Below are 11,773 nucleotides of genomic sequence, written 5' to 3' on the forward strand. Positions count from 1 at the left end.
GGTCAGTTCATTGCGATCATCCTGGACTACGTCTACGACGCCCGTCGGCGCGGTGATGGCATCGACGCAAGGATGGATGTGGCACGAGCGTGCGCTAGAGCCTCCGTCCACGCCGAGTAGCTGGCTGAAGTGTAGCGAGGGGCACGCGCGGCAATAACCTAGCGCGTTTGATGCCCTGACCTGTATCGTTGCGGGACCAGAATCCTTTGCATCGATACCCGTGCACAAACGCAATCATTTCGGCTCCGCATCAAAGCTCCTGGCCGCCTTCATTTTGGCTGGGGGACTCTTCTCCCTTGCGGGCACGGCTTCGGCCTGGAACCTGGGCCCGGTCGTCGCCAAGCACGTGGCCGGCGCCTTCGGAGATCACGCGGCCGCCCCCGTGGCGCTGCCCGGCGGCCGAAACTTCAACTCGTGCCCCAACCTCTTCCCGCAGCAGGCCCCGCTGAATGTCGCTTCGGTCAATGCGGAATGGAAGCCGATCGCCCTCTGTTCGACAAATTTCGCCGTCCTGTATTCGGGTCTCAGCAAGACACCGCTGGTCGTCGTCGAACGGCTGAGCCGTGCCCAGATCGAAGACGCAAAGGACGAGCAGCGCACCGAGCAGTTCTTTCCTGATCCGAGGCTTCCCGCTGGCGCTCGGGCCGAGCTGTCCGACTATGTGGGCTCCGGCCTGGACCGGGGGCACATGGCGCCAGCTGGCGATCAACCGGATCAGCAATCGATGGCGCAGTCGTTCGCCTTGTCGAACATGATCCCCCAGGATCCAACCAACAATCGGAAGATCTGGTCGAAGGTGGAGAAGGACGTGCGCAAGTTTGCGCGGCGCGCGCACGGTGCCGTCTATGTCTTCTCAGGACCGATGTTCAACGGGCCTCGCCGCACGATCGGCGCAAACCGCGTGTGGGTGCCTTCGGCCATGTTCAAGCTGGTCTATGACGAGGCCGGGGGCCGCTCGTGGGCGTACATCCTGCCGAACACGGCGGACGCACGCATCGAGGCCCCCATGGACTACCAGGCGTTCGTGAAGGCGACGGGCTGGAAGCTCCTGAGCGCGGCTTCTCAATGAGCGCCCACACCTGCCATTGGCCAGGCTGCCAGAAGCACTGCCTACCAAAGATGTGGGGGTGCCCGGGACACTGGTTCACCCTGCCGAAGGAAATGCGGGACCGGATCTGGGCGGCGTACGTGGCTGGCCAAGAGATCACCAAGACGCCGAGCGAGGCATACCTCGTTGTGGCGCGCGAGGCGCAGGAGTTCGCACGGAACTATGTTCCCAAGAAGCGAGCGCCCCAGCCCGCGCCGCAGGCTGCATTGTTCTGAACAGCGACGAAGACATGAGCATCGACATCGGGCCGGGAAGCTGGTGCCTCTACCTACTCGAGTGCAGGGGCGGCGCAATGTACGCCGGGATTACAAACCGACTCGCCGAGCGTTTTGCTGCGCACCAAGCGGGGAAGGGCGCCAAGTTCACGCGGGCCAACCCTCCGCTGCGGATTCTGGGTGCGAAGCCATTCCCCGATCGCTCGGAGGCTTCCAAGGCCGAGTACGCCATCAAGAGGCTGCCGCGCAGTCGCAAGCTCGCCTTCCTGGCTACTTGCCCATCTACCGACCAGGCCGTTGAATGACCAAGCGCAGTAGAACATTCCAAATTGCTGGCGGGGCGCTTGGTGTCGCGCTTCTGGTTGCTGCGGGCGCGGTCGTCTTCCTGGCGAACCAGCGCGGTACCGAGATCGCGCGAGAGCGCGCCAAGCTCGAGCAATCGGCTTCTGCCGCCGAGCTCGTCAAGGCGTTTAGAGCGTCGAAGACGGTGTTGGCCATGTCGGATGGGACCTTGCGCCATTTGGACGGCGCCGCGGCCACCCTGCTCTGGACCAAGCCCGAGGCTAGCGAACCTGGTGCCTGGTTGGCCGTCGGCCGTTCATCTGGCGGGGCCTACTTCGGGCAGCGGTTCTCCCGCGACGAGAAGGGTGCGTTTCTGGCGCAAGCAGAGGCTCGGGAAGTCTCGGCGGCATTCGCGCTCAGGGAGCTGCAGGCCCAGATCGTGGCGGCGGGCGCTGACGAGGAGGCAGCCGGGGCATTTCTCCGCGCTGCGGAGACCGGCAAGGCAGCCGAGATTCGACGCTAGCTTCCGCGCGCGGGAGCGCTTCTATGAAGCGCGGCGGCTGCCCTATCTTGCTGGGAATGGCGAGACAGCCAGCGCACCGTTCTGCTGCCGAACGATGGGGTGCCAATCGCAACCTCCGCTGCTGGTCACCTTGCATGCATGCAGGTGTGCATTGACTCTGTTCGAAGTGAAGGGGCTGCTTTGCGCGAGCGCTGCCGGCAAGAGAGCAGGGACGACTTCCTTCGCAGCGATCACCACAAGGCATGCGGCGATGATGGCCAAGAACACATTGGTCGTGCGGGTCGAGCTCATGAGGTTCTCCTCGGCTTCTGTCTTGAAGCCCGCGCCACGGTACGGCGGAAGTCTTCGCCTGGCAAGGCCGACGAGGATCTCGGGCCTACTGCACCTTCTCTGCGCTCCGGATGAGCTTGTCGATCTTGGCTTTCAGTTCGACGCTCGATCCGCTTACATACGATGGCCAGGGCACGAACGGCGCTGAGTACAGCTGCTTGAACATGAGCAAGGTTGGGCACCGGTACTCAACGGCGTCACTGCCCTCTTCATGACGTGTGAGGGCCACATCGCATTGCACTTCCCGCACATCCAGGAAGGCGACCGCTGCGTGGCCGTGGTACTCGCTGGTCCCGCGGTAGAACCACCAGTGATCCAGCGCCGTGAAGACGAGGTAGAGACCCGCCACCAGCCCCCATACAGCCAAGCCGGCGCGAAGCCCAAGCGAATGCGTTGCGCGAGCGCGAAAGCTGTCGAGGAGGATCAGGCCGCAAAGGGCGGCGAAGGCCAAGCCAACCGCGAACGCAAGGATCGGAAGCCAATTCGTCGCGGTTCCCGCGACGCCCCACATATGGTCGACGAAGCCGAACATGCTGATTCCGAAAAGTAGGACGGGCAGGACCAGGAAGGAGGCGCTTCGCCTTTGCCATGATGGCCCGGTCGGGGACAGCGAAAGGTAGGCGACGCAACCAATCAGGGTCAGGAATGCGAGGAAGAAAGGCATCGGGTCAGCGGCCGAGCTGCAGCTTGGGAGCTCGCGAGTTTAGAGGGTGCTCTCGCGCGCGGCCTCAGGACGGAAGCAGGAGCTTTGGCGAGACCATGGCGCCGCCATCCGCTGCGATCGCATCGCCCACGGATGTCTGTGTCGAGCTGGTGTCACCATGGATGACCGATCGCACGATCTCGAGCAGCCGGTCCGGGTCGAGGAAGCGACCGGTCTGGCCAATTCCGGGATGAATGGAGCTCACCCAGACGGGCCGGGTGATGATGCCTTCGCCGTTCTTCGTGCGGTAGGCGATATAGATCCAGTGCCCTGCCATGTCAGCTTGCCCGGATTGGCGGTTGGCATGCACGGCGCGGGCGTAGGTCTGGGTCTCGTGAAGTGCCGCCACGGTCATGCTGACAGCTGCTGCCACTTCTGGTGCTGCAGCGTCAGCGTGAGCGGCGCCGCACAGTGCGATCGCTTTGCCGGCGACGTCTGCCGTGTTGACCGATCCGAGGGTGAGGACGTTGTCCTGATCCGCCAGAAGGGTCCGACTCGATGCGAGGATCTTCGCGGCATCCTCCGTGGTCGTCGCGCCGGCGCCGAGCCAGCCGCTCGCCACATCGACGACGTAGATGAAGGCGTCGTTGCGCGTAAAGTTTGGGGTGGGACCGGCCGACAGCGGATCCACCCTAACGGTCCAGCCAGGGTTCACTCCGCTTGCGACGTCTTGCCAGAACTGTTGTTCGCTTTTCATCGCTCTACGATACGGAGGCAGCAGGGCGCCGCGCAAGGTGCGCGCGCAGATTTAGCGTCCGAAGGGAGTTGGCCCACCCGCGAGCACATAGCCCGCCACGACCAGCCCGACCACAGCCGCGACTATCGTCCAGAGGTAGGCGTCGGTGAGCCGGTCGCCGAGGTCGTCGAGATCTGTTCGGAAGAAGTTCATGACCGACCGCCGGAACCCGAGCGACAGCGCCAGGCCCAGGCTGGCCGCAACGGCCATCCTCGTTGCGTCAGCTGGCCTGTTGATCCCGGCCAGGGAGAACGTCCAGAGCCAGCCGGCGCCGATCAGCAGCAGCTCCGTGCGTGTCTTGATGGTTCCGAGGGTCATGGCTTCATCCTGTGCACTGAGGTCGCGGAGGGCTGGGCGCGCTTGCGCGCGCGTGGGGGCGGCGCTTCATCGCCAGTTTTGACCGGGGCCTTCGGCTTCCGGGGCTTGATGGGGTGGAACGTGACCTTTTCGCCGCCCGGGATCAGATCGATGCTGCCAGTGCGAGGGTTGTGCCGCCGGCGTGCGGCGTACTCGGTTCGCTTGAACGTTCCGATTCCCTGCACCCAGCACTCTCCGTTGACCATCGCGCTGCTGACGACGCGGTTCATGAGGTTGAAGAAGAACGCGACGCTGAACTCAGGCGAAATGTTGAGCAGCTCGGCTTCCTTCCGGACCACGGCGTTCGCGCTGTATCGCAAGCGTCGTTTGCGAGGCGTCGGCGCGGTCATTGCAGGTGGTCCTCGTAAAGCGACGATGCCAGCTGGTGCGCAAGCTTGACGGTACCCGTCGCGCCTTCGCGCTGCTTGGCCACGATCACTTCGGTAATGCCGGGCTCGGGTGTTTCGGGGTTGTAGACCTCGTCGCGGTACAGAAACATGATCACATCAGCGTCCTGCTCGATCTGACCGGATTCCTTCAGGTCCGACATCATGGGCCGCTTGTTCGCGCGCTGCTCGACTGTCCGGCTGAGCTGCGCGAGGGCGATCACGGGGCATTTCAGTTCGCGAGCCAGCAGCTTCAGGCCCTTCGAGGCCTCGCCCACGATCACGCGGGCGTCGGTGCCGGGCTTGGCCGCGGCGCCGGCGGCGATCAACTGCAGGTAGTCGACGCCGATGATCAGTTTCTTGCCTGAATTCTGTGCCTTGAAGAGGCGGGCGCGTGTGCGGATCTCCGCCAGCGATAGGCCTGGAGACTCGTCAATGAAGAGGGCTTGGTTGCCCAGTTTTTGGGCTGCCTCGTAGATCGAGTCAAGACGCTCGCCCAGTTGCTCGGCGCTCGTGAAGACGGAACCAGGTATGCGGCCTGCACGCGAGATCATGCGCTTGGCCATCGAGGTGCCGCGCATTTCCATCGAGAAGAGGAGGGCGGCGCGGCCCGCATCCGCTGCGCCCAGCATGAAGTTGACCTCGATCGCGGTCTTGCCCATCGAGGGGCGCGCGGCCAGGACGATCAGATCTTCGTCAACGAACCCACTGCCCAGCAGATTGTCCAGGCGCGGGAAGCTGGTGGTCACAGCGGATTCCACTTCGTGCCCGTCGAGTCGACGCTCGATCTGCTCGAGAAGGACAGAGATGTAGCCAGCCACGTGTTCAGGGCCGGACCGCGAGGACTTTGACGACGTGCGCGCGTTCCCCGCTGCGTCTTCCAGCATGGTCGTGAGCGCCTCGACAGAAGTCTGTCCGAGTGCGGCCTTCTCTACCACCAGCTTGGCCGATGCGAGAACCGTGCGCGTCACGCTCAGCTCCTTGATGCGCGTCGCGGCGGCCTGAATGGCTTCGACGCTCGCAGTCAGGTAGGTCGGATTGGTCGCGAGATTTATCAGGTAGTCCTCGCCGCCGGTGAACAGGTTGTGCGTGCGCGAGGCGTCCACCAAGGCGGCAAGGTCGCGAGCGTGGCCGGCCTGGCCGAGGGTCTGCCAAAGGCGAAACAGGTTGACGTGGATTTCCTCACCGAAGTCCTGCGCGTTCAGGATGGCCGAGATCTGCCCAGAGAGGTCGTCGCGCCCGTCCTGCATGACGGAGCACAGCACGGTGCGTTCGCTGATCTGCGATACGAGCGGGTCATTCGCGGCCGCCGGAGCCACTGCGGCCTCATTGGCTGCCTCATTGGAGGTCTGTTGGTGTTGCGCGCGTGGGAAGCCAAAAGGTGCGTTTATTGCTGACATCGAAAGTTTTCTTCCTCAACTTTTTGAAACCGAAACCTAAAGATTCTGTTTTTCGAAAAACTGACCTTACGGATCGCGTTTCGTGTTGATATTCTGGAGAAAACTTGCAGCAACCGTCAATGTAAAAACAAAAAGATTCTCGGATTGCACCGGAACGGACTAACATCGCGGACGAAAAAATATGATCAACTCGCTCACACACTCAGCGCTCGATATCCGATGGATGACAGAGGCCACGTGGTTCCACTCGGACGATGCTTCGGTGGTCCGGGCTGGAGTGCTCCTTCTCGAGGCAGCGTTTCGATCGACACAGCCGGCGACGCTCCCGGGTGACCCGCTGATCCTCTCGCGTTTGAGCGGGTTGAGCGCAAATGTTTGGACTGAGAAGGGGCGTTCCGTGCTCCAGGGCTTCGACGAGGTGGAGGGCGGCGCTTGGCGCCACCGCGCGATGGCCGAGTTGTTCGATGCCGTGAACGACCGGTTCGGCGGCCAGATCCAGGAGCTCGTTGGATCATCGGTTCTGGCGAGCCTGGCTGTGGAAGAGTTCCCCCTCGTCGGAGAGATCAAACCGGCGGGTCGAAGCAAGGGGAAGCGCGCACTTGCCAAGGACTTCCAGTTCAACGACGCGCTCCTCAAGAAGGCGGAGGCTGCGGGCTATATCACCGACGAACACAAGGCTTGGCTGCTGGAGAAGTTCAAGGACTTCGCCACTTCGAGCACGCGCCTCTATTCGAACTGGGACGCGACGGCGAGAAACTTCTTCTCGAGCTCGATCACTCAGCGTGACTTCTTGACCTGCTTCGGATACTGGCCGCGGGACAGTCGCGCGCGCCTCACGCCTGCCCAGGGCGAGCGGGCACCGGTGCGCTCCGGTCCGCAGTCGTTCGAATCTGCAGCGCTGAACGGAAGCAAGTCCTCCGTGGACCGCGTGCTCGCGAAGAGGTTCGGTACTCAGAACGAGGTGCAGGACGCGGAGGCAAAGCCGGTCACACGGCCGGCGCCAGGCGGCTTTCCTCCTCGCGGGTTCGGATTCAGCCGCGGCGCCGGCGCGCCGGGAGCTGCAGCATGAGCGGACCACAAGCCGAGATGACCGCCCAGGAGGAGATTGCCAGCGTCCTCGAAACGGCCGTTCAGGCTTGCGCCGCGTGCCGTCACGAGCTCAACGACCTGGAGGTCACTGCGTGGCTTGCCGCTATCGAGGCGTTTGGACCGACCGCGACCACGAAGTTCTTGCTGAACTGGGTCTCGACCAACAGCCGCAAGGCGCCGACTGTCGCGGATCTGCGCAAGGCGCTCGACCCCACGTTCGTCGAGGAGGAGACGGCCCTGGAGCGCCTCTATCTCCTGGTGTCCCGCGTTGGACCGTACGACGCCCCGAATCTGGATGCGACGGGCCCGATGCTCTGCCGCGCGATCGAGAACATGGGTGGATGGGCTCGCGTGAACGAGATCATGCCGGACCGTGGAGATCGTTTCGCCTGGAGCGCGTTCGCCGACAGGTTTGCGACCGCTTTCGGGACGGCCCGCACCCAGGAGTTCCAAGACTCGCTGTTGCCCCCCGACCGCCGCACCGCGCTGCCGTCGCCCAAGGGGATCCACCAGATCAGCGTGAGGTCCGCGCATACCGATGGCGACCTTCTCCTCACGGATGGCACTGCGCCACGAGGCTGAGTGATGGACGTTAGGACCCTGAACCCTATGGGCTCGGACGCGCTCGCGCTGGCCGACGTGATCGCCCCGCAGATGACCGCGACGCTCACAAGGATCGCCGAACGGGTCGGAATCGCCGTCGCCGGAATGTCGGTTGCCGTCCTCGTCGCTGTCGTTTGGGCGGTGCAACTCGACTACGAGGTGGCCGCCGTCACGCCAGGCGGGGCCATGGTTCCGCTGATCCAGCTCGACAAGAAGAACGAACTGGCGCAGCGGGCACTTCTCGCGGCAAATGCGCCGGCCGCCCAGGCTAGTCCCGAGGCGGCCGGCGCAGCCAGAACAGGGACGTCAAGCCCGAGCCCCGGTAACGCTTCCCCAAACGCAACGACCCCCAAACGATCGACCCACGAATGAGTACAGCAACATTGAAGAAGGCCGTGGCCACAAAGGCAGCGGCAGTGACCGGAGCGTCTGCCAGCTCGGGCGGAAGCGCTGCGGCGCAAGTCGCCAAGCTCACGCGCCTGGTGGTCTGGCTCGGCATCTCGGTGGTCGCGCTTGCGATCGCCATAGTTATCGCCATCGTTTTCATCACACGCACCCATCGCGAGGTCATTGCCGCGACGAACGATGGGCGCGTCGTCCCGGTGATCCCACTCGACAAGCCCTACGTGAGCGATGCGCGGGTGCTCGGCTATGTCGACGAGTGCGCCCGTATGGTCTTCAGCCATGACTTCCTGCACTGGCGCACCACGCTACAAGGCTCGAAGACCTGCTTCACCGAGAAGGGCGGGGATGCCGTGGAAGAGGCGCTGGCGCCGTGGGTGAAGGACATCGTGGACCGTGAACTGACGATGTCCGTGAGTCTGGCTGACACGCCTGTGATTGCCAAGCGAGGCGAGTTCAACGGCGCATTCGCATGGCGCGTCCAGGCTCCGATCTCGCTCTTTCGTCGAGGGACGAAGGTCGCCGACGTGCCGCGGCCATTCCTGCTGCATGTGGTGGTGCGTCGAGTCGGACTGGATCAGAACCCGCGAGGCATAGCTATCGACAGCCTGCAGCTCGTCCCGGACGCATCCAGAAGCTAGCAGGGTCGATCGGCAATGGGCCGAACCGCCGAACCCAACAACCAACCCAATTTTTCAAGCAAGAGCAAGAGGCGAGAAGCATCATGAGCGCGAACGAACACCAAATGAACCTCGACCCGGAGTCGATCGGAATGGCCGTTGCCACCGTCGAAATGGACGCCCTGGAGGCGAAGTATCCCGACTGGATGGCGACCTACAACGAAGTGCTTCCCGACTCTCTGGCCACCCGTGCCGAGCTTTCGGAGCTGTGGGCGACGGCTCCGACCCCATTCGCCCAAGGCCTCATCTACGGCAAGTTCGCCATGCGTCTGGAGATCGCCGCGCACACGGGCATCCCATTCGTCTAATTCGCGCCACGCCGTTCTGATGCTGCGAATGATTCGAGTATTAGTTTGCAGCACAATACTGATATGAACGAAAAAAGCGATCTCGCCGCGCGGTCGAACACGCGAGCGGCCCTCTGTCTTCGGATCAGACCGGCTGCGGTCGCCATGGCGCTGCTCGGTTTCGTTGCGGTCGGCGCGGTGCATGCGCAAGGCGTAGCCCGTGTCTCGAATCCGGCGGCTCCAGCCGGCCCAGCGATGTCGCAGCAGGCCCAAAGCCCCGCGCCCGCTGGCGCATTGCCTCAGAACGGCCCGTCTCCGCTGGGAGCGCCTGGTGCAGCCGCGTTGCCGTCCCCGGCCACGCCGCCCACGCAGGCCAGCGCCGCCGCCATGCCGACACCGTACGTTGCGACTTCGCAGGCGGTGCTCGACAAGGTGGCCCCGCTCACGCCCAACGAGATCGTGAATCTGCGCAAGCAGATCGATCAGCGCAAGGACGCCTTCACGGAGAACATCACCGGCCGTCCGCCAGCGCGCCCCACCAGTACGCAGACCACGATTGACCTCTCGCCAGGTGGCACCCCGCCGATGCTGCGCGTGTCAATGCGCCAAGGCGCGACGATCATGTTCGTGGACGCGGCTGGCCGTCCCTGGCCAGTCGAAGCGGCAGACAACTTCAACGATGCCGGCTATGCGGTCTCACAGATGGCGGAGCATGTCTTCTCGGTGGGCATGAAGCAGCCGCAGATCGGCAACATCGCTTTCAAGCTCAAGGACATTGCGCGTCCAGTCACCGTGACCGTCATGCCGGCGCAGGATTCCACGGATTACAACCTTGACCTGGTGGTGCCCAAATTCGTGGGGGGCGTGCCGCCAACGGCCATGGCAAGCGCCGCACCGGCGCCGTCGCACATGTCCGATGAGCTCATGGCCTATCTGTACCGCACGCCGCCGCGCGAGGCGCGTCGCCTCACCATCGGTGGCAGTGGTACTGACGAGATCATGGCGTGGCAGATCTCGCCCACGAGCATGGCCGTTCGCACGTCCGCCCAGATTCTTTCGCCCGCATGGATGCGCCGCCAAGGCTCGTCTGACGGCGTCTTCGTCTATCAGCTGCCGATCACCCCGGTGGTCGTGATCTCGCAAGGCGGCGAACTGCGCAATGTGGCGCTCGGCGGCATCAGCGTCGAGCCGGCCGGTTCGAACGCGACCTCAGTTTCAGGAGCCATGTTGTCGAGCGCGCGGCTTCAAGGATCCATCAAGTGACGGCAGAAGCGCAGATGAACAACGAGCAGCAGCAACACGACCCCAATGGGCCCGAATTCGACGGAACGGACAGCCAAGAGATTGCGGCCGAGCCCGCTGAGGGCGGCAAGGGTGCCCGCCTGGATCCGGGCGCCAAGCGAGTGATCAAGTGGGTCGCGGTCGCCTTCGGCGTTGCGTTCGTGGCCGTCGTAGGCCTCGTTTTCATGGCGACTGGCAAGAAGGACCAGAGCGCCAACGTCGCTCTGCCGGCGCGCACCACCGGAACGCAAGCGGATGTCGTGCAAACCGACTACGAGAAGGGCCGCGTGGCGGAGCTTCAGCGCCAGAAGGCAGAGGAGAGCAAGAGCAAGGGTGGCGTGTACGTGCCGCCACCGGCCGGCGCACCCATGTCGCAGGACAAGCTTGCGAGCATCGATCCCAATCTCGGCCCTGGCGCGGGCTCTTACCAGACATATGTGACCGCGCCTCAGGTTGGCCATCCCGGCTCTTATCAGGATCCAGCGCGTCAGCAGGCCATCCAGGAGGGTCTGAATCGCCAGCTCACCCAACTCTTGGCTGACGCGCCTACCGGCGCAGCCATTACCCGCGTCCAGGCGTACCAGGACCCGAACAAGCCGCCTGCAGCCCAGGGCCAGCAAGGCGGCGCCGCAGGCGGGGTGGCCGCCACGAATATTGCCTCCGAGGACCTGGATCTTCCAGGCCCGCTGACCATCCAGGTCGCGCGCACTACGTCGCCGATCGATACCGCGAAATCCCCCTACGTGTCCGCTGAGATTGTGGGCGGCAAGTTCGCAGGTGCGTTTCTGAAGGGGACGGCTGTACTGAATCAGGGCGAGGGTCTCCAGGTCACCTTCACGGACATCCGCTTCAACGGAAAGGTCGCGAAGATCAATGCCGTTGCGCTGGACGAACAAACCTCGGCCGACGCGCTGGCCGGCAATATCGACCGCCACATCCTCTCGAAGTACGTGCTGCCGATCACGTTTGCCACGGTGAGCGGCGCGGCCGGTGCGATTGCTCAACGCAGTTCGCAGGTCGTAACCAACGGGCTGACCTCGTCAGTGGTGGTGCCTGAAGCCACGAATCGTCAAGCCGCCGCGGCGGGCCTGTCCTCGGCCACCCAGATCGGTCAACAGGTAGTGCAGAGCCTTGCGCAGCAGCCGAACACGGTGACACTGGCTGCGAACACCACCATCGGGATCCTCTTCAACACGGTGCAGACGCCGACCTCCTCCGCAGGTGGCGCCCAGCAGCAGACGCAGCAGCAGCAGCAGCGCACCCCGCAGCAGGTGGTCTACGCGCAGCCTCAGCAAGTGCCCTCGGTGAACTTGAGTACTGGCATGAACTACGGCACGTTCGCCCCGACCGTGACCCCCATGAATCAAGTGCAGGTGCGCTACTGATGAGCA

At 63.9% G+C, this 11,773-nt stretch carries 16 protein-coding genes; 10 read left to right on the forward strand and 6 right to left on the reverse strand.

Annotated elements, in window-relative coordinates:
* Positions 1-382: 382 nt before the first annotated feature.
* From ACSQ89_RS42240 to ACSQ89_RS42250, 3 genes are all read left to right on the forward strand, one after another.
* Complete coding sequence (locus tag ACSQ89_RS42240) at positions 383-1,069, forward strand: DNA/RNA non-specific endonuclease (RefSeq protein ID WP_436298102.1); 687 nt, start codon at positions 383-385, stop codon at positions 1,067-1,069.
* Positions 1,070-1,337: 268 nt separating this feature from the next.
* Positions 1,338-1,628 carry a GIY-YIG nuclease family protein gene (locus ACSQ89_RS42245; protein WP_436298103.1) on the forward strand — a complete coding sequence of 97 codons (291 nt, stop codon included), beginning with the start codon at positions 1,338-1,340 and terminating at the stop codon, positions 1,626-1,628.
* Positions 1,625-2,128: a hypothetical protein gene (locus tag ACSQ89_RS42250; protein ID WP_436298104.1), complete on the forward strand. Its 504-nt coding sequence runs from the start codon at positions 1,625-1,627 to the stop codon at positions 2,126-2,128. The genes ACSQ89_RS42245 and ACSQ89_RS42250 overlap by 4 nt, the downstream gene beginning before the upstream one ends.
* A gap of 42 nt (positions 2,129-2,170) precedes the next feature.
* Here ACSQ89_RS42250 and ACSQ89_RS42255 read toward each other — a convergent pair whose 3' ends face one another.
* The 6 genes from ACSQ89_RS42255 to ACSQ89_RS42280 all read right to left on the reverse strand — a co-directional run bounded on the left by ACSQ89_RS42255 (position 2,171) and on the right by ACSQ89_RS42280 (position 5,959).
* Complete coding sequence (locus tag ACSQ89_RS42255; protein ID WP_436298105.1) at positions 2,171-2,419, reverse strand: hypothetical protein; 249 nt, start codon at positions 2,417-2,419, stop codon at positions 2,171-2,173.
* Between the two features lie 85 nt (positions 2,420-2,504).
* Positions 2,505-2,990 carry a hypothetical protein gene (locus ACSQ89_RS42260; protein WP_436298106.1) on the reverse strand — a complete coding sequence of 162 codons (486 nt, stop codon included), beginning with the start codon at positions 2,988-2,990 and terminating at the stop codon, positions 2,505-2,507.
* Between the two features lie 196 nt (positions 2,991-3,186).
* Entirely contained in the window at positions 3,187-3,858 is a 672-nt protein-coding gene (locus ACSQ89_RS42265) for a hypothetical protein (RefSeq protein WP_436298107.1), read from the reverse strand.
* 51 nt (positions 3,859-3,909) lie between these two features.
* The gene (locus ACSQ89_RS42270) at positions 3,910-4,215 is read right to left on the reverse strand and encodes a hypothetical protein (protein WP_436298108.1); all 306 of its coding nucleotides are present in this window, start codon (positions 4,213-4,215) and stop codon (positions 3,910-3,912) included.
* On the reverse strand, positions 4,212-4,604 hold the full coding sequence (locus ACSQ89_RS42275; protein WP_436298109.1) for an HU family DNA-binding protein: 393 nt from the start codon (positions 4,602-4,604) through the stop codon (positions 4,212-4,214). Before ACSQ89_RS42275 ends, ACSQ89_RS42270 begins: the two co-directional genes overlap by 4 nt.
* The gene (locus ACSQ89_RS42280; protein ID WP_436298110.1) at positions 4,601-5,959 is read right to left on the reverse strand and encodes a replicative DNA helicase; all 1,359 of its coding nucleotides are present in this window, start codon (positions 5,957-5,959) and stop codon (positions 4,601-4,603) included. The genes ACSQ89_RS42275 and ACSQ89_RS42280 overlap by 4 nt, the downstream gene beginning before the upstream one ends.
* Positions 5,960-6,221: 262 nt before the next feature.
* On the opposite strand from ACSQ89_RS42280, the gene ACSQ89_RS42285 reads away from it, so the two are divergent.
* The 7 genes from ACSQ89_RS42285 (at position 6,222) to ACSQ89_RS42315 (ending at position 11,767) form a co-directional block, all read left to right on the forward strand.
* Complete coding sequence (locus tag ACSQ89_RS42285; RefSeq protein WP_436298111.1) at positions 6,222-7,109, forward strand: hypothetical protein; 888 nt, start codon at positions 6,222-6,224, stop codon at positions 7,107-7,109.
* Complete coding sequence (locus ACSQ89_RS42290; protein WP_436298112.1) at positions 7,106-7,711, forward strand: hypothetical protein; 606 nt, start codon at positions 7,106-7,108, stop codon at positions 7,709-7,711. The genes ACSQ89_RS42285 and ACSQ89_RS42290 overlap by 4 nt, the downstream gene beginning before the upstream one ends.
* Before the next feature lie 27 nt (positions 7,712-7,738).
* Positions 7,739-8,104 carry a hypothetical protein gene (locus ACSQ89_RS42295; RefSeq protein WP_436298113.1) on the forward strand — a complete coding sequence of 122 codons (366 nt, stop codon included), beginning with the start codon at positions 7,739-7,741 and terminating at the stop codon, positions 8,102-8,104.
* Positions 8,105-8,115: 11 nt separating this feature from the next.
* Positions 8,116-8,775 (forward strand): DotI/IcmL family type IV secretion protein, encoded by a 660-nt coding sequence (locus tag ACSQ89_RS42300; protein ID WP_436298114.1) that lies wholly within the window; start codon positions 8,116-8,118, stop codon positions 8,773-8,775.
* 83 nt (positions 8,776-8,858) lie between these two features.
* On the forward strand, positions 8,859-9,122 hold the full coding sequence (locus tag ACSQ89_RS42305; RefSeq protein ID WP_436298115.1) for a hypothetical protein: 264 nt from the start codon (positions 8,859-8,861) through the stop codon (positions 9,120-9,122).
* A gap of 399 nt (positions 9,123-9,521) precedes the next feature.
* On the forward strand, positions 9,522-10,364 hold the full coding sequence (locus ACSQ89_RS42310; RefSeq protein ID WP_436298116.1) for a DotH/IcmK family type IV secretion protein: 843 nt from the start codon (positions 9,522-9,524) through the stop codon (positions 10,362-10,364).
* Positions 10,361-11,767, forward strand: a complete 1,407-nt coding sequence (locus tag ACSQ89_RS42315; RefSeq protein ID WP_436298117.1) for a DotG/IcmE/VirB10 family protein — start codon at positions 10,361-10,363, stop codon at positions 11,765-11,767. The genes ACSQ89_RS42310 and ACSQ89_RS42315 overlap by 4 nt, the downstream gene beginning before the upstream one ends.
* Positions 11,768-11,773: the final 6 nt, after the last annotated feature.

This window comes from Variovorax sp. LjRoot175 (assembly GCF_964253805.1).
GTDB lineage: Bacteria > Pseudomonadota > Gammaproteobacteria > Burkholderiales > Burkholderiaceae_C > Variovorax.

Coding starts and splice junctions, on each gene's coding strand:
- ACSQ89_RS42245 (WP_436298103.1), top strand. CDS start 1,338: ATGAGCATCGACATCGGGCCGGGAAGCTGGTGCCTCTACCTACTCGAG.
- ACSQ89_RS42250 (WP_436298104.1), top strand. CDS start 1,625: ATGACCAAGCGCAGTAGAACATTCCAAATTGCTGGCGGGGCGCTTGGT.
- ACSQ89_RS42255 (WP_436298105.1), bottom strand. CDS start 2,419: ATGAGCTCGACCCGCACGACCAATGTGTTCTTGGCCATCATCGCCGCA.
- ACSQ89_RS42260 (WP_436298106.1), bottom strand. CDS start 2,990: ATGTTCGGCTTCGTCGACCATATGTGGGGCGTCGCGGGAACCGCGACG.
- ACSQ89_RS42265 (WP_436298107.1), bottom strand. CDS start 3,858: ATGAAAAGCGAACAACAGTTCTGGCAAGACGTCGCAAGCGGAGTGAAC.
- ACSQ89_RS42270 (WP_436298108.1), bottom strand. CDS start 4,215: ATGACCCTCGGAACCATCAAGACACGCACGGAGCTGCTGCTGATCGGC.
- ACSQ89_RS42275 (WP_436298109.1), bottom strand. CDS start 4,604: ATGACCGCGCCGACGCCTCGCAAACGACGCTTGCGATACAGCGCGAAC.
- ACSQ89_RS42285 (WP_436298111.1), top strand. CDS start 6,222: ATGATCAACTCGCTCACACACTCAGCGCTCGATATCCGATGGATGACA.
- ACSQ89_RS42290 (WP_436298112.1), top strand. CDS start 7,106: ATGAGCGGACCACAAGCCGAGATGACCGCCCAGGAGGAGATTGCCAGC.
- ACSQ89_RS42295 (WP_436298113.1), top strand. CDS start 7,739: ATGGGCTCGGACGCGCTCGCGCTGGCCGACGTGATCGCCCCGCAGATG.
- ACSQ89_RS42305 (WP_436298115.1), top strand. CDS start 8,859: ATGAGCGCGAACGAACACCAAATGAACCTCGACCCGGAGTCGATCGGA.